Origin of the sequence: Nonomuraea sp. NPDC049158, from assembly GCF_040648335.1 — a bacterium.
In the GTDB taxonomy this organism is placed as follows: Bacteria; Actinomycetota; Actinomycetes; order Streptosporangiales; family Streptosporangiaceae; genus Nonomuraea.
Genome location: NZ_JBEZDM010000008.1, coordinates 246,994 through 273,533 on the forward strand (window position 1 = coordinate 246,994; position 26,540 = coordinate 273,533).

General features: G+C 68.7%; 23 protein-coding genes and 1 pseudogene. 11 read left to right on the forward strand and 13 right to left on the reverse strand.

What is annotated here, in order from left to right:
• The first annotated feature begins 135 nt into the window (after positions 1–135).
• The 4 genes from AB0B61_RS20075 (at position 136) to AB0B61_RS20090 (ending at position 3,782) form a co-directional block, all read left to right on the forward strand.
• A complete protein-coding gene (locus AB0B61_RS20075) occupies positions 136–756 on the forward strand; it encodes a hypothetical protein (protein ID WP_358433656.1) in 621 nt (206 codons plus the stop codon).
• A 157-nt stretch (positions 757–913) separates the two neighbouring features.
• Positions 914–1,525, forward strand: coding sequence for an AAA family ATPase (locus AB0B61_RS20080; RefSeq protein ID WP_358433659.1), 612 nt, complete (start codon positions 914–916; stop codon positions 1,523–1,525).
• Positions 1,526–1,690: 165 nt separating this feature from the next.
• Positions 1,691–2,398 carry a nucleotidyltransferase domain-containing protein gene (locus AB0B61_RS20085; RefSeq protein ID WP_358433661.1) on the forward strand — a complete coding sequence of 236 codons (708 nt, stop codon included), beginning with the start codon at positions 1,691–1,693 and terminating at the stop codon, positions 2,396–2,398.
• A 217-nt stretch (positions 2,399–2,615) separates the two neighbouring features.
• Positions 2,616–3,782: a PHB depolymerase family esterase gene (locus AB0B61_RS20090; protein ID WP_358433664.1), complete on the forward strand. Its 1,167-nt coding sequence runs from the start codon at positions 2,616–2,618 to the stop codon at positions 3,780–3,782.
• 382 nt (positions 3,783–4,164) lie between these two features.
• Here the strand turns inward: AB0B61_RS20090 and AB0B61_RS20095 are convergent, their stop codons facing one another.
• Positions 4,165–5,292, reverse strand: a complete 1,128-nt coding sequence (locus AB0B61_RS20095) for a DUF418 domain-containing protein (RefSeq protein WP_358433666.1) — start codon at positions 5,290–5,292, stop codon at positions 4,165–4,167.
• A 106-nt stretch (positions 5,293–5,398) separates the two neighbouring features.
• Entirely contained in the window at positions 5,399–6,088 is a 690-nt protein-coding gene (locus AB0B61_RS20100; protein ID WP_358433669.1) for a DUF2306 domain-containing protein, read from the reverse strand.
• 288 nt (positions 6,089–6,376) lie between these two features.
• On the opposite strand from AB0B61_RS20100, the gene AB0B61_RS20105 reads away from it, so the two are divergent.
• The gene (locus tag AB0B61_RS20105) at positions 6,377–9,196 is read left to right on the forward strand and encodes a BTAD domain-containing putative transcriptional regulator (protein WP_358433671.1); all 2,820 of its coding nucleotides are present in this window, start codon (positions 6,377–6,379) and stop codon (positions 9,194–9,196) included.
• Between the two features lie 435 nt (positions 9,197–9,631).
• A complete protein-coding gene (locus AB0B61_RS20110) occupies positions 9,632–10,396 on the forward strand; it encodes a hypothetical protein (RefSeq protein ID WP_358433673.1) in 765 nt (254 codons plus the stop codon).
• 519 nt (positions 10,397–10,915) lie between these two features.
• Here the strand turns inward: AB0B61_RS20110 and AB0B61_RS20115 are convergent.
• The 3 genes from AB0B61_RS20115 to AB0B61_RS20125 are packed head-to-tail and all read right to left on the reverse strand — an operon-like array spanning position 10,916 to position 14,157.
• Positions 10,916–11,557 (reverse strand): hypothetical protein, encoded by a 642-nt coding sequence (locus tag AB0B61_RS20115; RefSeq protein WP_358433676.1) that lies wholly within the window; start codon positions 11,555–11,557, stop codon positions 10,916–10,918.
• Positions 11,558–11,569: 12 nt separating this feature from the next.
• Positions 11,570–12,445: a hypothetical protein gene (locus AB0B61_RS20120; protein WP_358433679.1), complete on the reverse strand. Its 876-nt coding sequence runs from the start codon at positions 12,443–12,445 to the stop codon at positions 11,570–11,572.
• Positions 12,442–14,157 carry a hypothetical protein gene (locus tag AB0B61_RS20125; RefSeq protein WP_358433682.1) on the reverse strand — a complete coding sequence of 572 codons (1,716 nt, stop codon included), beginning with the start codon at positions 14,155–14,157 and terminating at the stop codon, positions 12,442–12,444. Before AB0B61_RS20125 ends, AB0B61_RS20120 begins: the two co-directional genes overlap by 4 nt.
• An 86-nt stretch (positions 14,158–14,243) precedes the next feature.
• On the opposite strand from AB0B61_RS20125, the gene AB0B61_RS20130 reads away from it, so the two are divergent.
• The 5 genes and pseudogenes from AB0B61_RS20130 to AB0B61_RS20150 all read left to right on the forward strand — a co-directional run bounded on the left by AB0B61_RS20130 (position 14,244) and on the right by AB0B61_RS20150 (position 18,308).
• Complete coding sequence (locus tag AB0B61_RS20130; protein WP_358433685.1) at positions 14,244–14,969, forward strand: NUDIX domain-containing protein; 726 nt, start codon at positions 14,244–14,246, stop codon at positions 14,967–14,969.
• Positions 14,970–15,235: 266 nt separating this feature from the next.
• On the forward strand, positions 15,236–15,508 hold the full coding sequence (locus tag AB0B61_RS20135) for a hypothetical protein (RefSeq protein WP_358433687.1): 273 nt from the start codon (positions 15,236–15,238) through the stop codon (positions 15,506–15,508).
• A 659-nt stretch (positions 15,509–16,167) separates the two neighbouring features.
• A complete protein-coding gene (locus tag AB0B61_RS20140; protein WP_358433690.1) occupies positions 16,168–17,679 on the forward strand; it encodes a helix-turn-helix transcriptional regulator in 1,512 nt (503 codons plus the stop codon).
• Between the two features lie 34 nt (positions 17,680–17,713).
• Positions 17,714–17,824, forward strand: a pseudogene (locus tag AB0B61_RS20145) (hypothetical protein); the annotation flags it as partial.
• A gap of 376 nt (positions 17,825–18,200) precedes the next feature.
• Positions 18,201–18,308 carry a hypothetical protein gene (locus AB0B61_RS20150; RefSeq protein WP_358433905.1) on the forward strand — a complete coding sequence of 36 codons (108 nt, stop codon included), beginning with the start codon at positions 18,201–18,203 and terminating at the stop codon, positions 18,306–18,308.
• Positions 18,309–18,399: 91 nt separating this feature from the next.
• On the opposite strand, the gene AB0B61_RS20155 is transcribed toward AB0B61_RS20150, so the two are convergent.
• From AB0B61_RS20155 to AB0B61_RS20190, 8 genes are all read right to left on the reverse strand, one after another.
• Entirely contained in the window at positions 18,400–19,398 is a 999-nt protein-coding gene (locus AB0B61_RS20155) for an ABC transporter permease (RefSeq protein ID WP_358433693.1), read from the reverse strand.
• Positions 19,395–20,882, reverse strand: a complete 1,488-nt coding sequence (locus tag AB0B61_RS20160) for a sugar ABC transporter ATP-binding protein (protein ID WP_358433696.1) — start codon at positions 20,880–20,882, stop codon at positions 19,395–19,397. The genes AB0B61_RS20155 and AB0B61_RS20160 overlap by 4 nt, the downstream gene beginning before the upstream one ends.
• The gene (locus AB0B61_RS20165; protein WP_358433699.1) at positions 20,879–21,847 is read right to left on the reverse strand and encodes a sugar ABC transporter substrate-binding protein; all 969 of its coding nucleotides are present in this window, start codon (positions 21,845–21,847) and stop codon (positions 20,879–20,881) included. Before AB0B61_RS20165 ends, AB0B61_RS20160 begins: the two co-directional genes overlap by 4 nt.
• 14 nt (positions 21,848–21,861) lie before the next feature.
• A complete protein-coding gene (locus AB0B61_RS20170; protein ID WP_358433702.1) occupies positions 21,862–22,233 on the reverse strand; it encodes an RbsD/FucU domain-containing protein in 372 nt (123 codons plus the stop codon).
• Positions 22,234–22,250: 17 nt separating this feature from the next.
• Positions 22,251–23,276, reverse strand: a complete 1,026-nt coding sequence (locus tag AB0B61_RS20175; protein ID WP_358433705.1) for a LacI family DNA-binding transcriptional regulator — start codon at positions 23,274–23,276, stop codon at positions 22,251–22,253.
• Positions 23,277–23,583: 307 nt separating this feature from the next.
• The gene (locus AB0B61_RS20180) at positions 23,584–24,558 is read right to left on the reverse strand and encodes an NmrA family NAD(P)-binding protein (protein WP_358433708.1); all 975 of its coding nucleotides are present in this window, start codon (positions 24,556–24,558) and stop codon (positions 23,584–23,586) included.
• A 51-nt stretch (positions 24,559–24,609) separates the two neighbouring features.
• On the reverse strand, positions 24,610–25,644 hold the full coding sequence (locus AB0B61_RS20185; protein ID WP_358433711.1) for an alpha/beta hydrolase: 1,035 nt from the start codon (positions 25,642–25,644) through the stop codon (positions 24,610–24,612).
• 30 nt (positions 25,645–25,674) lie between these two features.
• Positions 25,675–26,376: an SDR family oxidoreductase gene (locus tag AB0B61_RS20190; RefSeq protein ID WP_358433714.1), complete on the reverse strand. Its 702-nt coding sequence runs from the start codon at positions 26,374–26,376 to the stop codon at positions 25,675–25,677.
• Positions 26,377–26,540 lie beyond the last annotated feature (164 nt).

A 26,540-nucleotide genomic window follows, 5' to 3' on the forward strand; every position in this document is an offset into this window, starting at 1 on the left:
GTCATCTTAGGCGCTGCCGGCTGAGGTTGGCCTCCTGGACACCGTCGGCGTACGCGTCGCGGCCCGCACCATCGACATTCACCGGCCGCCCGCGCGGCCGCGAGAGGCGTCGGAGTGATCATGTAGGTTCCTGGCATGCATGGTGACGACGATGAAACCGACGACGGTACGGATGCGTCGACGACGGAACGCGCATTCTTACGGGAGCAGATCGAACTCGCAGTTCTCGGCGGTTTTGACGATGAATATGACATAGAGGACTGGCTAGAGGACGAGACGACCGACGAAGATCTGCTGGAGGAGCTGAAGGCGTACGCGGAAGAGCTGTTCCGGCAGGAGCAGGCGCGTGAGGACACCTGGCGCACCCCCACCGTGAACGACGCCATCGACCAGGCCTTCGAGGAGCTGAACGAGCGCGGCGTCGTCGCGTTGCAGAACGCGGGTTTCACGATGTCCGACGGTTGGACCGACGCGCTCGAAGCCGCCTCGGAGTTGCCGGAGAAGCCCCGCGGCGCGGTCTTCTATCACGGCCAGGACCTCGAGTACGGGATCCAGGGCAACGGGCTGATGCTGGCGTTCGGAGCTTTCGAGGACGACGACGCGAAGAGCGATGCGGCGAGCGCCGCCATCGCACGAGAGGTGTGCGACACCCTCACCGCTCATGGAGTCGAGGCCAAGTGGGACGGCTCCGTCAACTCGCGCATCGACATCGCGCCGTTCCCGTGGCGAAAGCGCCGCTGGACCGATGCCCCTTGATCCTCAGCCCGCTGCACAGGGGTGGTCTTTCTCCCGGATATAACGCCATCCCCCCTGGATCTGCGGAAAGGCGGCTAATGCGGCACTCTTGTCACCTGACGTGCAGCAAAATGTGACCAACGCACGTGTCCGTCCTATCGGGGTGAGGGTGAGGGTCTTGACTATCTCGGTGCCGGCGGCTCCGGAGGCCGCTGGGACGCTGCGCTACCCGGCCGGCTCCCTGGTGATCCTGACCGGCCTGCCCGGCGCGGGCAAGAGCACGCTGTTGCGCCGCCTGTACGCCCTGGACGGCACGGAGAGCCGCCCGGTCGTGGCGGGCGCGGTGGTGGTGATCGACTCGGCGCAGTCACGCCTGCGGTGGAGCACGAGTCTGGGCTGGGCGCCCAAACCGGTGCGTACCGCGGTGGTGTTCACGACGCACGTGTGGCGTATCGGCCGGGCGTTGCGGGGCGGAAGCGCGGTGATCGCGCACAATCGCGGCTGCGGGTCCGCCGTGTTGCACGGATTCGCCTGGCTGGCGCGCCGGGCGGAGGTCCCGTTCCACCTGCTGCTGCTCGACGCCCCTCCCGCGGACGCGCTGGCCGGGCAGCAGGCCAGGGGGCGGGTCGTGGCGACGCGAACGTTCGCGCTGCACCATCGCCGCTGGGAGGCGCTGCTGGGCCGGGTCCGGGCCGGCCGTACCCGCCCGGCGACCGGCGCGCACGTCCTGGACCGGCCGACCGCCGACCTCCTGGAAGGCATCCACTTCGACGGGCCTGTCCCCCGCTGACCGCACGACGCGCCGCACCTGGCCCTGCGGCTAGAGCCCTGGGGCTCTCACGAGACCCACCACCTGCCTTGAGGCTCCCACGAGACCCACCACCTGCCTTGGGGCTCCCACGAGACCCACCCCCTGCGGGCGCTGCCCGAACACCACCCCCTGAAGGACCCTCCCGTGACCAACATCCCCGGCACCGTGCTGCTGGCCGGCGTCGTCGGCTCCACCGCCTACGGCTTGGCCGGGCCTGACTCCGACGTCGACCGGCTCGGCATCTTCGCCACCCCCACGCTGGCCATGGTCGGTCTGTCCCGGCCCAAGGACAGCATCGTCCACACGAACCCCGACCAGACGCTCCACGAGGTGGGCAAGTGGTGCTCCCTCGCGCTGAGTGGCAATCCGACCGTGATGGAGCTGGTGTGGCTGCCCGACGACCTGTACGAGACCCGTACCTCGCTCGGTGACCAGCTGATCGCCATCCGGGCCGCGTTCCTTTCCGGCCCGCGCGTCCGCGACGCCTACCTCGGGTACGCCACCCAGCAGTTCCAGCGCCTCGACCGGCGCGGCGACGGCTCGTTCTCGGCCGACACCCGCAAGCGGACCAGCAAGCACGCCCGCCACCTCGCCCGCCTCCTGCACCAGGGACGCGAGCTGTACGAGACCGGCCACCTGCCGATCCGGCTCCCCGACCCCGAGGCGATCCACGCCTTCGGCGAAAGGGTCGCGGCAGGCAGCACCCAGGAGGCCCACGACCTCCTGACGGCCACCGAGAAGGCGTTCGACACCATGCGCACGCCGCTGCCGGCCCAGCCCGACGCCGCCACGGTCGAAGCATGGCTGCGCGAGGTCCGCATCGCCCACTGGAACCCACCGGCCGACCGCTGACCGCCCTGCCACGGACCACGCTCGTGCCGTACCGGCGTGCTTGGTCCAGCGCCGCGACAGAGGTATGGGCCGGACGCACATGTGCGCGTCCGGGAATTCTGGTGCATGCCACATATCAGGCCGTTCGCCCGGAACGTACCGTCACGGGCAATCGCCAGGCGTGTGAACCACGGAGTCGCCGATGTTTCCACTCCCCAGCCGAGCCGTCGTCAGAGCCGTGACGGCACTCGTCCTCATCCTCGCCGTACTCGCCGTCGCGCGCCCGTCCCGGGCGGCCTCCCTGACGAAGGTCACGGAGTTCGGCTCGAACCCGGGCGCCCTGAACATGTGGGTCTACCGCCCCGACGGCCTGCCCGCGGCCTCCCCCGCCGTCGTCGCCCTGCACGGCTGTACGCAGAGCGCCAACACCTACTACACCAACTCCGGCTGGCGGAAGTTCGCCGACCTGTACGGCTTCGCGCTGATCTTCCCCGAGGCCACCACCCCGCCGTCGAACTGTTTCCAGTGGTTCCAGGAAGGCGACATCGGGCGCGGCCAGGGCGAGGCGCTGTCCATCGCCCAGATGGTGTCGTACGCGACGAGCACCTACCAGCTCGACCCCGGTCGCATCTCCATCACCGGCCTGTCCGCGGGCGGCGCGATGACCGCGGTCATGGTCGCGGCGTACCCGGAGCTGTTCGACGCGGCCTCCGTCGTCGCGGGGCTGCCGTACCGCTGCTCCCCACCCGCCTCGACCAGCACCTGCATGAACGGCCCGGTCACCAAGACCCCCAAGGACTGGGGAGCCCTGGTGCGCGGCGCGTACCCCGGCTACACCGGGCCGCGGCCGAGGATCTCGATCTGGCACGGCCAGGCCGACTACGTGGTCAACAAGGCCAACGGCGGCGAGCTCAGGGACCAGTTCACCGACGTGCTCGGCCTGTCACAGGCTCCCGCCTCGACGAGGAGCCTGCCCGGCGGCACCACGATGGAGACGTACGGCGGCGGCGAGGTCCGCTTCTACCGGATCGACGGTATGGGGCACGGCACGCCGGTCGATCCGGGCGGCGCCGCGGAGCAGTGCGGCACGGCGGGCGCCTATTTCCTCGACACCATCTGCTCGGCCTCCTACGACACCCACTTCTTCGGCCTCGACACGGGATCACCGCCGACCCCCACGCCGACGCCCACCCCCACCCCGTCGCCGCAGCCCTGCTTCACCGCCACCAACTACGCGCACACCCAGGCGGGCCGAGCCCACCAGTCCGGCGGCTACACCTACGCCAACGGCTCCGGCCAGGCGATGGGCCTGTGGAACACGTTCGTGACCACGACCTTGCGGCAGACGGGACCGAACTACTACGAGGTGGCCGGCACCACCTGCCAGGTCAGAGGGAGCGGCTGATCATCAGGCACTGAAGGAGAAGCGCCCGCCGCCGTTCTACGGCGGACGGCGTGCGACGACCTGGCGGTCCGCCCGTGCATCGGCGATGCTGTGACGCGTGCACTACGTGTCCAGAGTGCCGCGACCGCCGCTGGACGGGCTGATCGAAGGCGGAGAGCATCACGCCTGAGCAGATCCGTGGCCAGGGGCCGTTGAGGTCCAGGGAAAGGTTCGCCACGGAAGGCTGGATCCATCAGGAGCGCGACGACCGCCACCCCGGCCGGCAGCAGGGCTTCGTCATCGAGGCTCAGGACCCGCCGGAAGACCATCGGCCCAGCGTAGCCGGGCTGATGGTCATCTCCTTGAGGACCTCAGCGCCCGCCGGTCACCGTAACGCGCGACCTCATGAGCCGTACGTCAGGCGGCGTAGCGCGGTCTCGGCCGGTCCCCGGCGTCCGCGGAAGGCCGCGGCCAGTGCCACGGTGGTCAGCCAGACAGCCACGGCGATCCCTGAGGCGGCGGCGTCCCCCACCTTGGCGCCGAGACCGCCCGTGTACGGCGCGAACACCGCCACGAAGATCACCGACTGCAGCAGGTAGCAAGTGAGCGACCACTGCCCGCACGCGACCAGGGCGGAGACCACCGGTCCGGGGGTCCCGCGCCGCATCCGGCCCACGACGAGCCCGATGACGGCCGCGTACCCTAGGCCGCCGGCGATGCCGGTCAGGCTGTGCAGCACGTACGCGGCCACGGAGAGCGCCATCGAGGGCGCCCAGACCCGCGTGTCCACGAGCGTCAACGGCACCCCGCCGACGACCGCCGCACCCACGCCCATGACCGCGATCCGGGAGAGCAGCGGCCGATGGGCGGCCGGCTCCTCGAGCAGCTGCCGGCGGGCCGCCCAGATGCCGAGCAGGAACGCCGACACGACGCTCACCGCGAAGTACGTGGGCGTCATCCCCGACCAGCCGATCAGCCTCATCACCAGCGCCTCGGCCGGGTCAGCCAGGGCGGCGGGCGTGTCGCCCTTGGGGGCGGAGACGGTGAGCAGGCCGAACGCGGCGAGTATGACGACGTGCAGAACCAGCCCGACGCCGGCGGCCCACAGCAGGGCCCGGTCCTGGCGCCGGACGAACCCGATGAGGACGAGTCCCACCAGCCCGTACGCGCCCAGGATGTCTCCGAAGAACAGCAGCAGGGAGTGGCAGAACCCGAACGCCAGCAGCCACAGGCTCCTGCGGCGCAGCACCCGCCGCGTCTCCGGCCAGCTCCTGCCCGCGGTGAGCTGCCGGTTGGCCAGGTGGGCAAGGCCGTAGCCGAACAGGGCTGCGAACATGGGCAGCGCCCGCCCGTCCACCAGCAGGATCTGGATCCCGGCGACCAGCCTGTCGACGAGGCCGCCGTCGAGGGCGTAGCCGCGGAAGCCGGTCTGGTGGCCGGACAGGTACATGTGCGCGTGGGCGACGGCGATGAGCAGCAGCATGAGGCCCCGCGCGAGGTCGGGGGCGAGCGCGCGGCCAGTAAGCGGCACGGCTCCCTGCGCACGTGCAGGGGCAGGCGGGGCTAAGGACATGACTCTCCTAAGGAAGGGATGCACGGGCTGGGCCGTGCGTTACGTGCTCCTGGCGCTTGGTACATCAATCCGCGTCAAGGGCCGCTGCGGCGTCCATCGGCGGAGCCGCCGGCTCCGAGCGCCGCCCAGCGCCGGTCCGGCGCCGGGCGCGACCGCGCTCCACCAGCCACCATTCCACGATCATCAAGGGGACGGTCCAGCCAAGCCAGGTCGTCACCCCGGCCGACGCCTTGATCACCTCCTGCATGTCGCTGCCGTAGGTCGTCTCGAACTCGGGCAGGAAAATGAGGAACATCACCATGCCCCAGATGCGGTTGGTGATGATCGAGGCGGTCAGCGCGAAGCTGCGCAGCATCCACCGGCGGTGATCGGCGTACCTGTGCTGACGGACCATGCGAAATCCGGTGACGGTGAACAGGATCCACAGCGTCGCGAGCAGCATGTTGCTGACTCGCGCGCCATCGCCGTATGGGGTGGCCGCGCCCACGACGAAGCCGGCGAGGCCGCCTGGTACTGCTCCGCCGAAGATGTATACGCGTCCGATCCTGCGGTGTGCGACCGGGTGACGCTCCCGGAACCAGGGCCAGACCTGCAGGCCGCAGGTCAGCAACGCCACCGAGGAGAACAGTACGTGCGCGGCCAGGAAGGGATAGTAGGCAGGAAAGCCTTCCGGCGGCGGCACGCGAGACAAGGCCGGATCGAGCGAGGTATAGGGCGGAATGGAGAACGCGAGGAAGCCGAGCACCACCAGCATCAGCGGCACGACCCAGGGGCGCTTCCACAGTCGCGGCTTCTGTACGGCAGGCGGCGTGGGGTGCTGTGCTGGTCTGGCTAAATCAGTCATGCCCGGAGTTTGAGGTCGGGCGCTGACCGCTCACCTACCGCGCACTTACCGGCGGCATACCGTGTCGGCTTGCGGCCGGACGCCGTGCGCGAACCGCCGACTGACGGCGCGGGCGGGGGCTCCTCGCCGCCGCGATCATCTGCCGGCGACGCCTCGTTCGAGCAGCCGCGCTGCTGCCGCAGCCGTGATAATCGACGCATGCGCTTCCAGATCCTCGGGCCCACCATCGCGCTGAGCGAAGACGGCGAGCCCGTCGCGCTCGGCGGCCCCCGGGCGCGGGCCCTGCTCACGCTGCTCGCCCTGCAGGCCGGGCGCATCGTAAAGGCGGAGCAACTGGTGGCGGGCATGTACGGCGCTCGTCCCCCGGAGGGCGTGTCCAACGCGCTGCAGTCGCAGGTGTCCCGGCTGCGCCGATCGCTGGGCAGAGACCTGGTGGAGTTCCACCCGGCTGGATACCGGCTGATCGCCGACCCGCAGGACGTGGACGCGAGGCGATTCGAGCAGCTCGCGAGGGCGGGCGGACACGCGCTGGCGGACGGCGACCCGGACCGGGCGGCCACGCTGCTGCGGGAGGCGCTGGAGTTGTGGCGGGGCGCTCCGCTGGCCGACGCCCCGCACGCCGAGGCCGCCGCGACGGCGTTGGAGGAGCTGCGGCTGGCGGCCGTCGAGGACCGGGTGCAAGCCGATCTGGACCTGGGCCGACACCGGGAGCTGGTCGCCGAGCTGAGCCGGCTCATCGCCGCCCACCCGCTGCAGGAGCGGTTGCGGGCCCAGCTCATGCGCGCTCTCTACGGCAGCGGCCGCCAAGCCGAGGCGCTGACCGTCTACGACGAGGCCAGGAAGATCCTGGACGAGGAGCTCGGCGTCGAGCCGGGCCCCGAGCTGGCCGCCGCGCACCTGGCCGTGCTGCGGGCCGACCCGTCGTTGGGCGCGTCCGCGCCACGCACGGCCGTTCAACGGCACGGGCTGCGGGCGCAGCTCACCAGCTTCGTCGGCCGCGCCGAGGAGCTCGCCCAGGTCGGCGCGAGCCTGCGGGCCGTCAGGCTGGTCACGTTGATCGGCCCGGGCGGCGCGGGCAAGACACGGCTCGCGATCGAGGCGGCCGAGCAGGAGCCGGGGGACCTCTGCTTCGTGCCGCTCGCGCCGGTCTCCGACGTCGCGGATGTGCCCAGGGCCGTGCTGGCCGCACTCGGCATTCGCGACGCCCTGCGCACACCGCCGACGGGACCGGTCATGGAGCCGGTCGCGCGGCTGGTCACCGCGCTAGCCGCCCGGGAGCTGCTGCTGGTGCTGGACAACTGCGAGCACCTCGTCGCGGCCACCGCCGAGCTGGCCGACGTGCTGCTGGCCGCCTGTCCGGGGCTGCGGGTGCTGGTGACCGGGCGTGAGGCTCTGGGCATCACCGGCGAGGCGATCCTGCCCGTGGCGCCGCTGCGGCTGCCGCCGCCCGAAGCGGACGACCCGCTGGACTATCCGGCCGTGCGGCTGTTCGCCGACCGGGCCGCGGCCGTCCGGCCGGGCTTCGCCGTGGACGCGGGCAATGCCGCCGAGGTGGTGCGGATCTGCCGGGCGCTGGACGGGCTGCCGCTGGCCATCGAGCTGGCGACGGCGCGGCTGCGTACGCTGTCGGTGTCCGATGTGGCGGCGCGGCTGGACGACCGATTTCGGTTGCTGACGCGCGGCAGCCGTACGGCGCTGCCCCGCCACCAGACGTTGCGCGCGGTCGTCGCGTGGAGCTGGGACCTGCTGGACGAGGACGAACAGCGGCTGGCCAGGCGGCTGACCGTGTTCGTGGGCGGCGCGCGGCCCGACGCCGCCGAGCGGGTGTGTGGCCTGCCGGAGGAGGTGCTGTTCTCGCTGGCGGAGAAGTCGCTGGTGGAGTTCGTGGGCGGGCGCTACCGGATGCTGGAGACCATCCAGGCGTTCTGCGCGGAGCGGCTGGCCGAGTCCGGCGAGGTGGAGGCGATGCGGGAGGCGCATGCCGCGCACTACCTGGACCTGGTCGTCGCGGCCGACGCGCGGCTGCGCACCCGCAAGCAGCTGGAGTGGCTGGCCAAACTGGACGAGGAGAGCGACGATCTCAGCGCGGCGGTGCGCTGGGCGACCGAATCAGGGCGGCTGGAGACGGCGCTGCGGCTGCTGGCGCACAGCGCCTGCTACTGGTGGATGCGCGGCAACCGCACCGCCACCGCCGCTCTGGCCGACGCGGTGCTGATCAGGCTGGGCTCACACCGGTTCGATGGCATGGAGGAGGAGTACGTCATGTGCGTGCTCGTCACCGCCTGGGCCGGAGAGATCGACGACGAGCTGCGTGCCCATCTGCAGGAGGTCCGCGAGTTGCTTCCACTGACCTACGTCCCGCAGCGTGTCGAGTTCCTGATGATGCTGCTGTCGATGTTCACGGGACCGCCCGACGACTTCGCGCAGGCCTACGGAGAGGTCATGCGGAAGTCCGCCAGTCTTGCCCCGTGGCAGGCGGCGCTGGCCATGGCCGGCTCGGCGTTCGTGCTCGATGTGCTCGGCGACGTGGCGCGGGCCGTGGACCATTTTGAGCGGAGCCTGGCGGCGTTCAAGGCCATCGGCGAGCGCTGGGGCACCGTGCTGGTGCTGTCTGGGCTCGGTTCCCTGCACCAGAAGCAGGGCGACCACCGCAGAGCCCACGCCCTGGCCGGTGAAGCGCTGGCGATGGCACGCGAGCTGGGCGCCGGGACGGAGATCGCCGAGGCGCTGTGCCGGCGGGGCGACGCCCTGCTGAGCCTGGGCGATCCGGCGGGCGCGGGGGCCGATTACGAGCTGGCCGCCGAGCTGTCGCGCAGATACAGCTCCATGGAGACGATGGCCTGGGCGTATCTCGGCATGGGAGAGGTGAAGCTGTCACGCGGCGACGTGGCGGAGGCGCGCGCCCTCCTCACCCGGGCCCGTAACGAGTGCCCGGCGGAGTGGTACAGCACCGAGGACACCCGCACGCGCATTGACGCCGCGCTGACCGAGATCAGCCGGATGGTCAGCGAACGATAGACGCGGTCATGGTGGCGCCCTCTGGACAGTGGACGCCATGGACCAGGTCGGCCAGACCTGCCATGCCGACCTGGACGACTGGCACGCCACCCACCCCACCACGAGAGACGCGCTCTTCGTGACCTTTTTTGTTCTGTTGAAGCGCTGCAGCGAGAGGATCGCGGACAACCTTAGGAGCGGCTGCTTCCGATCCTCTTCCATATCTCTTCTGTCAGGTACGGAGCGGCGGGCGGTGGATCTCGCGCGAGCGCATGCGCAGCGGCGGCGGGTGGATGAGGCGGCGGCTCAGTCGCCGGCGGCCACACCCTTCGTCTCGATCCCCGAGACGCTGCGGGTTTCGGGGACGCAGGCGACCGCGCCACCGACTGACGACCGCGGCGCCCACCACCGGGCCGGACGCGTCGCATTCGGAGTGGCGGGTTGTAACGTCGGCTCATGGCGATCACTGATGAGACGATCACACGGCTGCGGAGCATGGCGGCCGCTGGCGATCCCCAGGCCGCGCTGAAGCTGGGGAGGCTGCTGTGCTTGACGGCGTCGGACCCGGCGGAGCCTGGCGACGGCGCCCCGAGCTGGCCCGAGGAGCGCTGGCTGCGCGCCGCCGTGGAGGCATGTCCCGATGACATCGAGGCTTTGACCCTGCTGACGGGGCGTCTGGCCCAGCAGATCTCCTACTGGGAGGCCACGCTGGACATGAACCCCGACGCCATGGCGGAGTACGGGCAGGACGAGGATTCCGTCAAACGGCTGCAGACCGAGGCGGAGGAGCTGTATGCCCGGATACGCGCGGCCGGCCCCCTCGGCCACGCGGAGGCTGGATTGGACGAGATGGCCGTCCTACTCGGTGTGAGCGGCAAGCCCGCCGCGGAGGCGACGTACAGCTTCTATGTGCTGGAGGATGAGGCATGGAGCGGATCTGTACGGCACTTCGCGGCCATAGTCGCGTGCGACGCCGACGAGATGCGCTGGGCCTGCGATAAGTGGCTCGCGCTGTCCGAGGGCGGTTTCGGCATCCTCACCCTGACCGCGCATGTGGACGGCGCCGAAGTGAGCTCGATCGACCTCGGTCAGTACCTCGTCGACGGGGTCGTGGATTGGGACGCCATCGCCGTGCCCGACCTTTCCGGTCCCCGACTGCCGGCGGGACTACCCGTCCCCGGCCGTGGGCTGTGCTACGGCTTCTCCGGCGGAGCCGAATAGCGCACCCCGTCCGGCATCTGGCACGGCCACATGGCGAGGCGCCGCCGGCCGCGTGGGCGGCCGGTGACGAGGTCTACGGAGGCGTGAGCGTGTCCCGGAAATCCGGCTCAGGCGGCGCCGGCTGGCCACGGCGGAGAACAGTGGGATCGCCGCACCCGTTGCCACCAGCCCCTGCTGGCAACTCTCCGCCGCGTCAGCGTTGACCGCACTCGCCGCGTTCGCCCTACGGGTGACCTACGGTCATGCCAGCGGCCCTGACGCTCCCGACCTCATGAAGGTGAATAGGGCCGGAGGTCGTCCGCTCAACTTTCAGCCCTGATCCAAGGCGTACCTCAGATAGAAATCGGGCTTGGCGAGGAAACGTCGCCAGTGGTCCACCAATTGGAGCTTTTCCCAGTCGGTGGTTCGGATGCCGTGGTCACTCGGAGCCACGAGAAGCGGGTGAATGCGTCGCACTTGAGTGCGATGTCCTCAGCAAGGAGGTCCTCAGCGTCGATCGCCCAACCACGGTTGCCGACTCTAGGCATGGTCCCAGGCTGTGGTGAAGAGCTGGAAGGCGTAGTCGTACATCAGACCGGGGCGGGGCGCCACAATGCAGGGCGAGTCTCGGCCGTGGGTCGCCCGACGGTAGAGCGTGAGGAAGGCAACGCGATCGGTGATCACTATTCGGTGGAGGTTGGGGAGATTGTAGCGGCGCAGCTCGATGTTGTCCCTCTCAACGGCGACCTCCCTGATGTATTCGGCGTTGATGTCGACCTGCTCGGCCAGCATTCCGCGGGAGAAACCAGGGTCGATACGCCGGATCTCGTCCTCGCGCCACTCCAGCCATGACGCGGAGGGATGGTTGGTATCGGGAAGCAGTACGTGAACGAACTCCAGGCGGCGTCCTTCGTCCTCCCACAGGGCCACGAACCCATCGCGGGTGAGTTCATTCCCTCGGCCTGCGAGCACCCGCACCCAGCGGGCTTTGTCGAGTTCCGATGTGAGATCTTCGGCGGCGACGCGCTGTCGCGGATGCACCCGAGAGATTCCCAAGCCGGTGAATCTGGACAGAAGCAGGATCGGCCAGAAGCGCACGCGAGGTGACAGCGCCATACCGCCCACAACGGCGAGCGCGGTGGCGACGAGCGAACTCACCACCCCGATTACGAACTCTCCCATTGGGGCTTCCCGTCAGGCGTGAGATGGGAGGTAGGGGATTAGGGCTCGCAGTACCTCTGCGGCGTTCCGGGCGGCCGTTTTCTGCAGGACGTCATTCTTTTCTTTGTTCGAATAGTCGGAGATTCCGCGGATCACTACCCATCCGCGCAGCTGAGCCAGATTGCCACGCTCGTGGAATGCCTGAGCCAGACCGCCGGCTTCCATATCAACCACGGAGACCTTGTCATTGTAGTGTTTGAGATATTTCTTAATTTCGGACCCAGCGTCCGCGATAACGGCGTCACCGGTTCCGACGATGCAGGAGATGACGTGAAATTCTCCCTCTCCGCTTGCGAATCGTGCCGGTTCGCCGTAGTCGACGAAGAAGCTGTTCACGGCGTTTCCCACGATGGCCGGTGTCTCGCGGTCCTCGCCTCTGCGCTGGGTGCCGTCGGCCGTTTCCTTTCGGAGATCGTAGTAGACGGCCCTCGTTGCTATGGCGACGTCGCCCGTGGAGACGTCCGGCTGGAATCCGCCGCCGATTCCGACAAGTGCGACGACCGCCGGCCGGAACGTCTCCCTGAGATTCTCGAAGGCGGCCATTGTCGATCGTTGGCCCTGGCCCAGCGATCGAGTCATCGCCACTCTGGTGGTCACGCCTCGGAGGTCGATGGTGCCGCACCAGAAGGGAATCCCGTTCACGGGGGCACGGTCGAGTTTGAGGGTATCTATGACCGCCCTGGCCTCCGATTCTTTGATTGTTATCACGCCGATGTCTGCGCGCCTACCGACCACGCCCTCGGTCGGGTGGTGGTGGACGACCGTGGCGCCGTCGCCGATCGCGGTGCCACTGATGGTCATAGGTCCGCCCTGATTGATTATTCCGCTGTTCTTGAACTGATCGTTCATGCGTGGCCTCCTCCTGATGCGCTGCCGAAGTTCTCAGGTAGATCGAGCCTCATCGCGTTGCTGCCGACTGCGGAGTTGTTTACATTCATCGACTCGCCGAAGTTCATGATCCCAGTATTGATGATGCTGGTAGCGCGTTCCTCGAACTCCGAGATGTCTACCTTTTTTTCGCGCAGGAACTCGGTCGCTGTCTTCAGCAGTCGATCCTCTATGAGCTTCACGTGGTCGGAGATGAGCGTGCGGTCGAGTTGGGCCGTCTCCCACGACATGCGCTTTTCTTCGCGCACACTCAGCTTTGCTCCGATCTTCACACGGCGTTTGGGATAGAGAACGCGGCTTCGCCGCGCTCGAAAGGCCCCGAGCAGGATGGCCGGGACGTGGATGAGACGCCACGTCTGCATGATGTCGCTCGGAAGTTCGGTAAGAGTTTGGACCGCTGCCCGGAGTATGGCAGCGAATCCGTCCTCGCCGTACTCGTCGAGGATGTGATACTCGTCCGGCGTCCGCGTCAGCGCACAGGCAGCGAAGTCGAGGCTGAGCGCACGCCCTTTGACCGTGGTCCGAAGGAACACGGTGGTGACCAGCTCACCGGATACCGATGTACGGATCTCGAGGAAGTGATGGAATCGGTCGAACGGCCGATCAATGATCTCGTCAATTTCGTGCGTAGCAGGCTCGCCTTGTAGCCAGCCGCGCCCTTGGTCGACATCGGCCTCCGCTATATAGATACGGTCTGCTTTTCCGAAATCCGGAAGGCTGGTGGCGTCATCCTGTCCGTCGAGCCGTTGCATCTCGTCCTTCAAATAGGCGACCAACTCATGTGCCCTGAACGGGAGAGGGTCAAATTCCCGATCGGCTATGCTGCCTTCACCTATCTGCATCAAATGGATGTTGAGCGGCGGGTTCCAGCGATGAGTAAGCCTCCCGGCTCCGACGAATGGCTTATGTGAGTCGTCGAGCGCCAGGAAGTCGCGGAAGTTCTCCGGCTCCGGCTCCTCCTTCGGGGCCCTGCGGTAGACGACGAACGTGTGGTGCTGCTGTTCGTTGATCGCCCGGTATCGGTGGCTGTTCGGCGAGGGCAGCCGGCCCTTGGCCGTTTGGTGCAGCGCGCCGCGCTGGGCGGCGCCGCAGCCGCACGCGACGAGAACCGTCAACATCCCCATGATCGCTGTTTGCCGCAGCAACTGGGAGAGCGGAATGCCCGCCATGACGGAGATCATGGGAACGGCGACAACCAATGCACCGCTGCCGATACAGGCAAGCTTCAAGGAGCGGAGGTGCTCGGCGAGATCGTTCGACTCGCTGTTCCAGCGGACACGTCGCAAGAACCGGTCCGCGCGCTCTTTTGCCTTCAGCGGTAGAGCGACCAGTGCGCTTCTAACGGCGACCGCAGCAGACCAGCACAGGCCGAACAACGCCGTCGCGGCGGCGGTCGCGGCCGGGGCCCATGCGATGCCACCCAGGAGGACCGCGAGGAGCAGCAACCACTTCAGCGTCTCCAGGAGCCACGCCCGCCAGGCGTGCGCTACGACCGGCACCAGATCGAAGCCGTAGGAGGGCGCCACCATGTGCTTGGAGTCGTTGTAGACCCGGCGGATCACCATCTCGCGGAAGTCGCGGTCAAGGTAGACGCCAGCACAGAGGTACCGCGTCGCTTTCGAATCGGCTGCCCCCGCGCCGTTCTCGAGACGTACCGTGCGCGATTGGGCCATGAGCCCCCCCGGTAGTCATTTAGGTAAACATGACCATAAGTGCGTCACGACTTAGAGTCAACTAGACCTTTAATAGGGGTATGGCAATGAGCAAGACAGTCCACCAACGCCGCCCGCCCGCCTCCCTGACCGCAGCCGTGGACCTAGTGATCTTCACCGTGCGCGATGGCCGACTTCATGTTCTGCTGATCGAACGCGGCAACATGCCCTACCGTGGCGAAGCGGCGCTTCCAGGCGGGTTCGTCCGCGATGGCGAGGCGCTGGACGCGGCAGCCAGACGAGAACTACGAGAAGAAACCGGAGTCGCCGACGACAGCCTGCACCTGGAACAACTGCACGCTTACGGGGACCCCGGCCGCGACCCGCGTGGACGAATCATCTCCATCGCCTACCTGGCACTAGGCCCCGATTTACCCATGCCTCAGGCGGGAACCGACGCGTCGGCCGCCCACTGGACCCCGGTCTCCTCCATCCTCGACGGCCAGATCACACTCGCCTTCGATCACGAGAAGATCCTTCGTGACGGACTGGAGCGGGCCAGATCCCAGCTTGAGCACACCACGATCGCCACAGCCTTCTGCATGGAGCCCTTCACCATCGCCGACCTGCGCCAAATCTACGAGGCGGTATGGGGCCTCCCCCTCGATCCCAGCAACTTCCGCCGCAAGGTCATGAAGACAGAAGGCTTCGTCATACCCATAGGTGAACGACGGCTCCCCGACGTAGGCCGCCCAGCCGGCCTGTTCCGCCGAGGACTCGCCGAGACACTCACGCCACCGTTGACGAGATCCGGCAGCGTCGACCTAATGTGAGAGGTGCTGCTAAGGGCGCCGGTCGATCTCTCGCCGTTCGCTGTCACTGATAGGCCAGCTCATGCCGCCCGCAGCCGGAGGCTGATCGGCGAAGGCCAGAACGACCCTCGTAGATTTGGGTCATCTCCGATACTCTCCGTGGCCACCTGCGGAAACCTGTCGATCAGGAGCCTGAGCAGGGGTTACGGTTGCGACTGGCTCGCGTTGTTTCTCACTGCTCTCGGTCATCCCACGGAACAGCGACGGAACAGGACAGGAGGTTGCTCATGGCGATCCCGAAGAAGGGCTCGCGGCTCATCACCGTCGACGGCACCATCTTCCGCTGGCGCGTCCGTCGTAAACCTACCTATTGCCAGGGGAACAGCAGGGGCCCGATGACGTTCGCGGTCGAAGTAGCCGACGTGTCGGGTCGCGCACTTCTAGTAGGGGGATCCGCGGCAAGCGGCAACGCCTACGAGCTTGCACTCACTGATGAGGACCTGACCGAGCTGATGAACGGCCAACCGCCTGCCTACGACGTCTCTTTCATGCGGAGATAGCTTTCTGCGCGACCAGCACCACCGTCCGCCTCCTTTCAGGCGGAGCAATCACCCTGCTCGGCTGGTCGAGACCATGGTCAGGCGCCTGTGGACAGTGGCGCGGACGCGTCGGCGTGTGGGGGATGTTGCCGTCAGTGCTGCTGTCAATCCTCGGGCCATCGACGGCGCCACAGCAGACACGGGCCCGTGATCAGGGCGTTGCTCGCCTCAAGCTCTGCGGCACTGCCCGTCCATGGATCTGGGTTCTGGGCGGTGTCTGGCTCTACGACGCTTTCTTGGAGAGCACGACCGTGGACTACATGTCTTCGGCAGGTCGGTGCCCCACAAGAGTGAGTTCGCACCTGCCGTCCATGCCGGACTGGTCAAGGTCGGCAAGGGCTGTGCAGGCGAAGCCCGCCTTGGTAGGGCGTCCGAGCGGAGCGAGGCCCTTCAGGGGCCGGGGCTCTGGCCCGACTGGAAGCAACGCCTGAGCCCCCAACGCGCGAAGCGCCCACAAGCGAAGCCCGTTGTGCGCCGAAGGCGCCCCCAGAAGAACGCCCGGAGCGAAGCGGAGGCCCTTTTGAGCCACGCTCGCCGGTGTCAAGTACCGGCCAGAAGCGCGCGGCGGAAGCCTTACCGCCCGTAGCGTTGTGACTGCTTCGGGTGGGGAGGTGACGGGCGTGATCGAGGGTGAGTCGGACCTGCCCGACCCCCGGCGGGTCCGTACCCGGCAGGACTTCGCACGGGAGCTGACGCTGCTGCGTGAACGGTCGGGGATGACGGTCCGGCAGGTGGCGGTCAAGATCGGTGTCGGTGGCGCGCACAGCACGATCGGCGACTGGTTCGCCGGGCGCGGGCTGCCGTCCACGGCCCTGCGCGATCTGTTGGTACGGCTGCTGACCGTGTGCGGGGTGGACGATCCCGGCATGCTCGAGCAGTGGTTACGCGCCTGGCTGCGGGTTCGCCGGGCGCCCGGTCGCCGTCCGGCGGGGGCGGAGCCGTACAAGGGGCTGGCGAGCTTCGGGCCTGAGGACGCCGACTGGTTCTTCGGGCGCGAGGCCCTGACTGGCCTGCTGCTCGACCGGCTGGACGGGCTGCGCGCCGCGGGCGGTGGGGTGCAGGTGGTCGTGGGGGCGTCCGGGGCGGGGAAGTCGTCACTGCTGCGCGCCGGACTGATTCCCGCTCTCGCGGCGGGGCGGCTGCCGGGGGTGGCGCTGTGGCCGGAGCCGCTGTTCACGCCCGGATCCCACCCGCTGTACGAGCTGGCCGCCCGTCTGACGCCCGTCACGACGGCCACCGAGCAGCCCGTCACGACGGCCCCCGGGCCGTCCGGCGCCACAACCCCCGGGCCGTCCGGCGCCACAACCCCCGGACCCTCCAGCGCCACGGTCGGTGGGCTGGTGGCGGCGATGCGGGCCGAACCGGGCCGGTGTGGCGAGCCGCTGCGGCCCGCGCCCGGCGATCCGGCGCCGGTGCTGGTCGTCGACCAGTTCGAGGAGGTCTTCAGCGCGTGCGCCGACGAGGGCGAGCGGCAGGCGTTCATCGGCGCCCTGTGCGCGGCGGCCGACGCCGGTGCGCTGGTCGTGGTGGGCTTGCGGGCCGACTTCTACGGCCAGCTGCTCCGCCACCCCCGCCTCGTCGAGGCGGTGCAGGCCGGTCAGGTCGCGGTCGGCCCGATGAGCGCGGCCGAGCTGCGCGCGGCGATCGTGGAGCCCGCGCGCAAGGCGAAACTGGAGCTGGAAGAGGGCCTGGTCGAACTGCTCCTGCGCGATGTGGCACCCCCCGGCGGGCAAGCTCGCGATGTCGCACCCCCTGGCGGGCAAGTGCGCGGTGTGGCACCCCCTGGCGGGCAGCAGGGCGCGGCGCACGAGGCCGGGGTGTTGCCGCTGCTGTCCCACGCCCTGTACGCCACCTGGTCCCGCAGCCAGGGCAGACGCCTGACGATCAACGACTATCGCGCGGCCGGCGGGATCGACGGCGCCGTGGCGGCCAGTGCGAGCAAGGTGTACGACGAGCTCGGGCCGCGGGAGCGGGAGCAGGCTCGCCGGTTGTTCCTCAGCCTGGTCCACGTGGCCGCCGACACCGCCGACACGCGCCGCCGGATGGTCACCGCCAACTGCTGGCCGAGGGTGGGGAGGAGGAGGCCGCGCGGCGCGAGGACGTACTCGACAGGTTCGTCGCACAGCGGCTGATCACGGCCGACGTGGACACCGTGGAGTCAGCCACGAAGCCCTGCTGACGGCTTGGCCGCAGCTGCGCGCGTGGTTGGACATCGACCGTTCGGGGCTGGTCGTGGGGCGGCGGCTGGCCGAGGCCGCCGCCACCTGGCACCGCGAGCACCGGGACCCGGCGGCGTTGTACCGGGGCACCCGCCTGGCCGCCGCGCGGGAATGGGTCGGCAGTGCGATGACCGCCGCCGACATGAGCCCGCTGGCGCGCGAGTTCCTCGACGCGTCCGTACGGCGGGAGCTGGAGGAGCAGCGGGCCGCGCGGCGCGGCACCCGGCGGCTGCACCGGCTGGTCGCCGGTCTGGTCGCGCTGTTCGTCCTCACGGCCGCGGCGGGCGTCGTCGCGGTCAGGAGCCAGCGCGACACCCAGGAGCAGCGCGACATGGCCCTGGCGGGGAACGCCGCCAAGGAGGCCGCCGGGCTGCGCGCCGAACCAGAAATGGCACCTCGTGGCACGCAACGACGGGTACTACGAGTTCTTGAACGTGGGGACCAACAAGTGCCTCGACGCCCGCTTCGTCGAGGAGTGGACGGACATCTACCAGTGGGGTTGCCACCACGGCGGCGAGCAGCTCTGGTGGATCGACGTCTGAGCGCGGGGGCGGGCGGGATCGGACGGCGCCGTACGATCCCGCCCGATGGGCCGAGCGACGAACTCCCCAGAAATCCCGAGGCTGACGATGGTCAGGAGGGGGTCATCGCCGGTGTGAGTGCCTGCGCGGGTTGGGCGACGGCCAGCTTGCGGGCCAGGCGCAGCCGGTACGCGTCCAGCACCACGGCGACCAGGATCACCAGCCCGGTGATGATCTGACGTTCGAAGTCGGAGACGCCCATGAGCAGCAGCCCGTTGGTGAGCACGCCGAGCAGACATGCCCCGAGGAACGTACCGACCATGGAGCCGCGCCCGCCCATCAGGCTGGCTCCGCCGATGACCACGGCGGCGATCGCGTTGAGCTCGTAGCCCTGGCCCAGGATAGGGCTGGCGATGTTGAGCCTGGCCATGTACAGGATGGCCGCGATGCCCACGGTCAATCCGGCGATCATGAAGGCGGCGATCTTGATGCGGGAGGTCTTGTGGCCGGACAGGCGGACGGCTTCCTCATTGTTGCCGGTGGCGTAGATCAGCCGCCCGAAGACGGTGCGCGACAGTACGAACCAGCCGGCCCCTGCCAGCAGCAGCGCCACCCAGAACACGGCGGGGATGCCGATGAGCGTGAGGGTCCCGAAGTCGTTGAGCGCGGCGGGCAGGTTGTAGATGGTGGCCGCGTCGGTGTACCGCTCGGCGCCGCCGCGCGCGATGTTGAGCATGGCCAGGGTGACGATGAACGACGGTACCCGCCACTGTTCTGACACGAACCCGTTGACCCAGCCGACCACGCCGCCGACGAGCACACTCACCAGGATCCCGCCGACCAGCGTCATGGCGGAGCCGGATCCGGCCATCATGGTGCCCGACACGACCGCGCACAACGCCATCGCCGAGCCGACCGAAAGATCGATGCCGCCGACCAGGATCACGAACGTCATGCCCACGGCGAGCACGGTGTTCAGGGTGATCTGGGTCATGATGTTGCGTAGGTTCTGCTCGGTCGCGAAGTTCGGTGCGAGGATGACGAAGAAGCCCGCGAGCACTACCAGGGCGACGCCGATGCCGGCCTCGCCGAGCACGAGCCTTTTGATCATTGTGTTTCACCGTTCTTGAGGTAGCCCGAGTAGGCCAGCGTGAGGATGTGCTCGGCGTCGAAGTCCGCCCGGGCGACCTCGCCGGCGATCTTGCCGCGGGAGAAGACCAGGACGCGGTCGCAGATGCCCATCAGCTCCGGCAGGTCCGAGGAGACGACGAGCAGGGCCTTGCCTTCCGCGGCCAGGCCGAGCAGCAGCTCGTGGATCTCGTACTTGGCGCCGACATCGATGCCGCGGGTGGGCTCGTCCACGATCAGGATGTCGGATCCGGCGTTGAGCCACTTGGCCAGCACGACCTTCTGCTGGTTTCCGCCCGACAGGGTGCGCACGTGCTGGTCGACGCCCGCGGAGCGCAGGTGCAGGCGCCGCCCGAGGCCCTCGGCGAGCGAGCGTTCCTGGCCGAAGCGCACCAGGAATCCGCGCAGCTTGGCGAGCGTGACGTTGGCGCTGATCGGCAGGTCGAGGACCAGGCCCTGCGACTTGCGGTCCTCGGTGAGCAGGCTGATGCCGTGCCGTACCGCGTCCTGGGGGTGCCGGATGTGCACCTTCTTGCCGTAAAGTTCGATATTTTCGGACAAGGAGGGGTCGGCGCCGAAGACCGCGCGCATCGCCTCGGTACGGCCGGAGCCGACCAGCCCGGCCAGGCCCACGACCTCGCCACGCCGTACCGAGAAGGAGAGCGGCCCTTCGAAGCCCGCGACCTTGAGCTCGCGCACCTTCAGCGCCACCTCGCCCAGCTCCGTCGATGGCTTGGCCGGGAACTCCTGCGCCAGGTCGCGCCCCACCATCAACTTGACCAGGTCGGGCGCGGTCACGCCGGCCATCTCGCGGGTCTCGATGCTGCGCCCGTTGCGCAGCACGGTGACCCGGTCGGCCAGCTCCAGCACCTCCTGCAGGTGGTGGGAGATGTAGACGATGGCCACGCCGCGCTCACGCAACGCCCGCAGGATGCCGAACAGGCGTCCCGACTCGCGCGAGGTGAGCGTCGCGGTCGGCTCGTCCATGATCAGCAGTTTGCAGTCGGTGGAGATCGCCTTCGCGATCTCCACCAGCTGCATCTGCGCGATGCCGAGCCGCTCGACCAGGGTGTCGGGCGACACCTCCAGACCGATCTCGGTCAACAGCCGCGCGGCGTCCGCGCGCAGCCGCTTCCTGTCGACGACGCCCGCCGTGCGCGGCAGCGCGCGCAGGAACAGGTTCTCCGCCACGGTGAGGTACGGCAGCAGCGCCAGCTCCTGGTGGACCACCGAGATCCCGGCGGCCAGAGCGTCGGCCGCGCTGCCGGGAGTGTACGGCGCGCCGTCGAAGGTCATCGTGCCGGCGTCCGGCGCGTGGATCCCGGCCAGGGCCTTGACCAGCGTGGACTTGCCCGCCCCGTTCTCTCCCACGAGGGCGTGGATCTCGCCCGCGCGGATGTCGAGGTCGACCCCGTCGAGCGCCACCACACCGGGGAAGCGCTTGACGAGGCCGCTGACGGTCATCATCCGAGGTTGTCCTTCGTGATGAGCTTGATCTCGGTCTTCTGCCAGCCGCTGAAGTTCTCGCCGGCGATCATCTTCATGGCGTAGTCGATGCCGTTGGAGGCCTGCTGCGCCCCGTACTGGTCCAGGGTGGACACGACGCTGCCGTCCTTGACGTACTGGGCGATGGCCGGGATGTTGTCGAACGCGGCGACCTTGATCTGGTCCTTCTTGCCCTGCTCCTCGATCGCCTTCAGCGCGCCGAGCGCCATGTTGTCGTTGCCGGCCAGCACACCCTTGATGTTCGGGTGCCCGGTGAGCATGTTGCCGAAGACGGTGTGCGCCTCGTCGGTCTCCCAGTGCGCGGTCTTGGAGTCGACGAGCTTGAGTCCGCCCGCCTTGATCGCGTCCTCGAAGCCGGCCTTGCGCTGGGCGGCGTTGGCCGCGCCGGGGTTGCCCTCCAGGATGACGACCTCGGCGCCCTTGCCGACGGCCTTGGCCAGCTCCATGCCCGACTGCTTGGCACCCTCGCGGTTGTCGGGGCCGACGAAAGGCACCTTGTCGCCGATGCCGGCGGCCTTCATCGCGCCCTCGTCGAGCTGGACGTCGATGTTGACGACCTTCACGCCCGCGTCGACGGCGCGCTTGATCGGCGCGATCAGCGCGCGCGAGTCGGCGGGGGCGATCACGACCGCCTTGGCCTGCTGGGTGACGCACTTCTCGACGGCGGCGACCTGGTTGTCGATGTCGGTCTCGTTCTGGATGCCGACCACGCTGAGCGTGAGGTCGCCGCGCTTGGCGGCGTGCTCCTCGGCGCCCTTCTGCATCTGCTGGAAGAACTCGTTGGCCAGCGACTTCATCACCAGGCAGACGCTCGGCTTCTCACCAGGCTTGGGGGCGGCGGCGGGCTCGGCGGTGGTGCCGCCCTCCTTGCCGCAGGCGGTCAGCGCGAGTGCCAGACCGGCCACGACGACGATCTTCTTGTACATGTGGTGTTTCTCCTTCAGAAGGGAACGCCCGCTTGGAGGACGACGTTCGCGTACGGCGTCGCCTCGCCGGTCCGCACGACTGCGCGGGCCCGGCCGGTGAGCTGTTTGAGATGGGTGTGGGGGATGCGTTCTGTTCTTGTCAGCACGCCATCGAGGAAGCCGGGCGGCGACTCCTCGGCGACGTAGGCGGTCTCGACGACGAGCTCGCCGAGCACCGCTTCCAGTACGGGCAGGAAGGCAGGCTCGCCCCTGCGCCAGACGAGGTCGACCGTCTCGACGCCGGGCGGGACGGGCAGGCCGGGGTCGGCCACCACGATGAGGTCGGTGTGTCCCACCGCGGACAGGATGTGCAGCAGGCGGGGATGCCAGAGGCCGTCATGACGCACGGCCGAGCAACTCCAGCTCACGCATCGTCGACCCCGCCGACCGGGTCGGGGCAGCCACAGGAACCGCGCCTGATCAGAGCGGCGGACAGGACGACACGCTCGCCGCCCGATGAGTCACCGATCTGTGCCACCAGCAGCTCCACCGCGCGCCTGCCCAGTACTTCGATCGGCTGGCGCATGGTGGTGAGCGCGGGCACGGTGTAGGAGGAGGCGGCGATGCCGTCGAACGAGCACAGCGCGACGTCGCCGGGCACGCTCAGCCCCAGCTCGGCCGCGGCGCGCATGACGCCGATCGCCTGCTCGTCGCTGGTCACGAAGAGCGCGGTGGGCCGGTCCTCCAGTGACAGCAGCTGGTGGCCGCCGAGGTAGCCCTGCCGCCGCCCGAACGGGCCGTGGACCAGCGGCATCGAGGCCGGGTCGAGGCCGGCTTCGGCCAGCGCCCGCGACCAGCCGGCGACCCGCTCGACGGTCGGATGGATGCTCTTCGGCCCCGCCACGCAGCCGATACGCCGCTGCCCGTGCGCGAGCAGGTGGCCGGTCGCCTCGTACGCGCCGCCCTCGTTGTCGAGAAGCAGGTGGCTTGCCGGGGTGTCGTCGAGCTCGCGGTCGAGCACGATGCACGGCACCCTGGAAGCGGCGAGCTGGGACCGCCAGGCGTGCGGGCCGTGGGCAGGAATCAGGATCAACCCATCCACCTGGCGGTCGATCAGGGTCCGCACGTAGGCGGCCTCGCGATCGTCGTCGTCCATCGCGTTGCCGAGCAGCAGCGTCAGGCCGTGCTCGAACGCGACGTCCTCGATCTCGCGGGCGAGCTCGGCGAAGAAGGGGTTGGCGTTGTCGGGGACGACAAGCCCGATCGTGTGCGTACGGCTCATGCGCAACGAGCGGGCGACGGCGTTCGGCCGGTAGCCCAGCTCATCGATCGCGCGCAGCACCCGTTCGCGGGTGTGCGGCGCGACATTCCTCGGCCCGTTGTTGAGCACGTAGCTGACGACAGCCTCTGAGGTGCCGGCCAGCCGCGCCACATCGCGGCGTGTGACCACTACGCAAGTCCCATCTACTCGTGTTGATGCAGTATTCGGCTAGGGATTCCGCAGGAGCAACACGTGTAGATAGGACGTTATAAAGGTGTTATCGCAAGATTCCAGGACGATCACGGATAGCCGCCTGAGGTTGTGCGCCGGCCTGCCGATGCCGCACATCGCATCCTGTTCCGTACGGCAGCGCGCGGAGCCTGCGCAGGTCAGACGGTTCTGGGACCTGCCGATGACGCCCGGATCCAGGCCGGCTTCGCCGAGGGCCGGTGCGTAGGCAACCCGATCCGTAGGTATTTCGATCTGCTCTGGGCGCTCAGGCAGTGGCCATTTTCCGGATGCGCGGATGGTTCTCCAGTGCCCACCGCATGGTCTTCGGCGGGCGGCCGAGCAGGGTTTCCAGCTGGTCGGTGACGCCGCGGTACCCTCCGCCGCCGATCAGCCGGGTCAGGGTCTTGATGTGTTCCGCGGTGTGCGGATGCTCGGCCAGGGCGGTGTCCACGTAGGTCTCGTTCCAGGTTTCGACCTCTTCGGGAATGTAGGTGACCGGGCGTCCCAGCACGGCCGCGAAGTCCTCCGCGAAAGCGTGCATGTCCTTCAGTTCCGGACCGTTGAGCTCGTAGGACTTGGAGATGTGCGGCGCCGGGTCGGCCAGGATCTTCGCGCACACCTCCGCCACGTCGTAACCCGCGATGGGCGCGAGCCGGTGGTCGCCGAAGGGCAGGCGCAGTTCGCCCTTGCTCAGCGGTTCCAGCGCCAGCCAGGTCAGCAGGGGGTTCTCGACGAACATGGCCCCCCGGATGTTGACGGTCGGCAGGCCGGACCACTCCAGCACCCGCTCGGCGATCCAGTGGGCCCGCTGCTGCGGCGACCAGTCCGCGACGAGTCCGCCGAGCCAGGCCCGCCGCTCTTCGTCCGGTGCGGTCATCTTCTCGAACGTCATGAACGACTGCTCGTACTCGGAGATGTTGACGAAGACCTCGATGTCGCCCTGGGCCCGCGCCGCCGCGGCCATCAGGCTGACGGCGTCGGTGTAGTACGGCGACAGGCTCATGCTGAAGTAGATGCGTCGGCAGCCCTTCAGCGCGGCGCTCACGTCGGCGATGTTGAGCAGGTCACCGACGAAGACCTCGGCCCCGGCCTGGCGCAGCGCGTACGCGCGTTCGTCGTCCCGTCGCACGAACGCGCGCACCGGGTGGCCTTGGTCGAGCAGCATCTCGACCATCGTTCTGCTCACACCACCGATATGGCCGGCGGCTCCGGTGATCAGGATGGGATTGCGTTCTGGCATCGGTGTGTCCTTTGTCGGGTTGGGTTGGGTTGAGTCAGCTGTTCAGCGGTGTCATCGGGGCGCCGGGCCGTCGATGCGGGTGAGGAAGTCGAGGAGTGCGGCGTTGACCTCGGCGGGACGCTCCTGCTGCGTCCAATGCCCGCAACCCGGCAGCACCACCGGGCCGTGCAGCCGGGGCGCGAGGGCGCCCAGCGGATTGCCCGGCCCGCCCCGGCCACGCAGAAGATCGCTCAGCGAGCTGCCCCCGTCCGGGCCGCGCAGCGAGGTGACCATGTCACGGTCTCCCACCACGTACAGCGCGGGGACGTCGATCCCACGCCCACGGAAAGGCGCGAGCAGTTCGTTGTTGCGTTCGATGTTGCGGTACCAGTTGAAGGCTCCGGTGAAGGCCTGCTCGCCGTGCGGGGCGAAGTCCTCGGCGTACGCCTGGATGTCCTCCTCCGTCAGCCAGGCCGGCAGAGTGGGCGAGGCCGGCATGGTGTCCAGCAGGCCCAGACCGTCGGGTACGACCAACGGGCGAGGTTGCGTGCTGAGCGGGTTGTCGCCTGAGGCACCGACCAGGAGGCGGCGGAAGGACTCCGGGATGTCCTTGGCGAACTCCGCGTCGGCCACTCCCGGCTGCTGGAAGTAGATCTGGTAGAAGCCCTCGCCGTACTGGCCGCGGGTGATCGAGGGCGGGACCATCCCGCCGGGCAGGATCGGCGGAATGCTGAGCCCGGCCACCGCGCGGACCTTGTCCGGGCGCAGCATCGCCGCGGTCCAGGCGACGGGTGCGCCCCAGTCGTGACCCACGACGACCGCCTGCTCCTCCCCCAGTTCCTCGATCAGGGCGATCACGTCGCCGACGAGGTGGAGCAGGGTGTAGGAGGAGACGTCCGGCGGCTGCTCACTGCGGGCATAGCCGCGCTGGTCGGGGGCGACGACCCGGTATCCGGCCGCCGCCAGCGCCCCGAACTGGTGACGCCAGGAGTACCAGCTCTCCGGCCAGCCGTGCAGCAGCAGGACCAGCGGCCCCTGCCCCTGCTCGGCGATGTGCAGCCTGACCCCGTTCACGTCGACGAAGCGGTGGGTGAGCGTACTTTCCACAAGGATCTCCTTGACATCGGTGAGCGCGTGCTACTGCTTCAGCTGCGCGTACAGGGTTTCCACGTCAGCCGACAGCTGCGACTTGACCCAGCGGCTGATGTCGTCGGCCAGCACCTCATGCGCTCCCGCCTCGATGCCGTCGAGCGCGGCCACAGCGACGTCACGGGGGTCGGCCTTGGGCGCGTCGACACCCGCCGCCATAGCGGTGTCCACATAGGCCACGTGCAGACCGGTCACCGCGATGCCGCGCGGCCGCAACCGCAGGCGCAGAGAGTTGGTCTGCGACCACAGGGCGGCCTTGGAGGCGCCGTAGGCCGTTTCGTCGGCCAGCCAGGACCGGGCGGAGTGGACGTTGAGGATGTGACCCCCGCCGTTGCGCTCGATGATCGGCACGAAGGCCCGGGTGACCAGCAGCGGCCCGTAGAAGTTGGTCTCCATATCCCGGCGGACGTCCTCCATCGAGGAGTCGAGATACGAGGCACGGACCGAGGCGCCGGCATTGTTGATCAGGATGGTGACGTCCTGAGCCTGCTCGGCGGCCGCCACCACGGACGCCGGATCGGTGACCTCCAGCGCCAGCGGAACGGCACGGGGGTGGGTCACCGTGCGCGGGTCACGGGCCGTGGCGTAGACCTTGCCCGCGCCGCGCGCGTAGAGCTCCTCGACCAGCATCTTGCCGATACCCCGGCCGCCTCCGGTGACGAGAACGTTGGCGCCCTTGATTGCTGTCACGACTGCCTCCACAACGAGAAACCGATCGGTTTTCTTCACGATAAACCGATCGGTTTCCTCATGCAAACGCAGGTGAGCCAAACCATCACCATGTGAGCGGTTTGGAAGCCGCCGCTTGACCAGGCCCTCTCCAGATCCGCGGGCCCGGCTCCTCGGAACCGTCA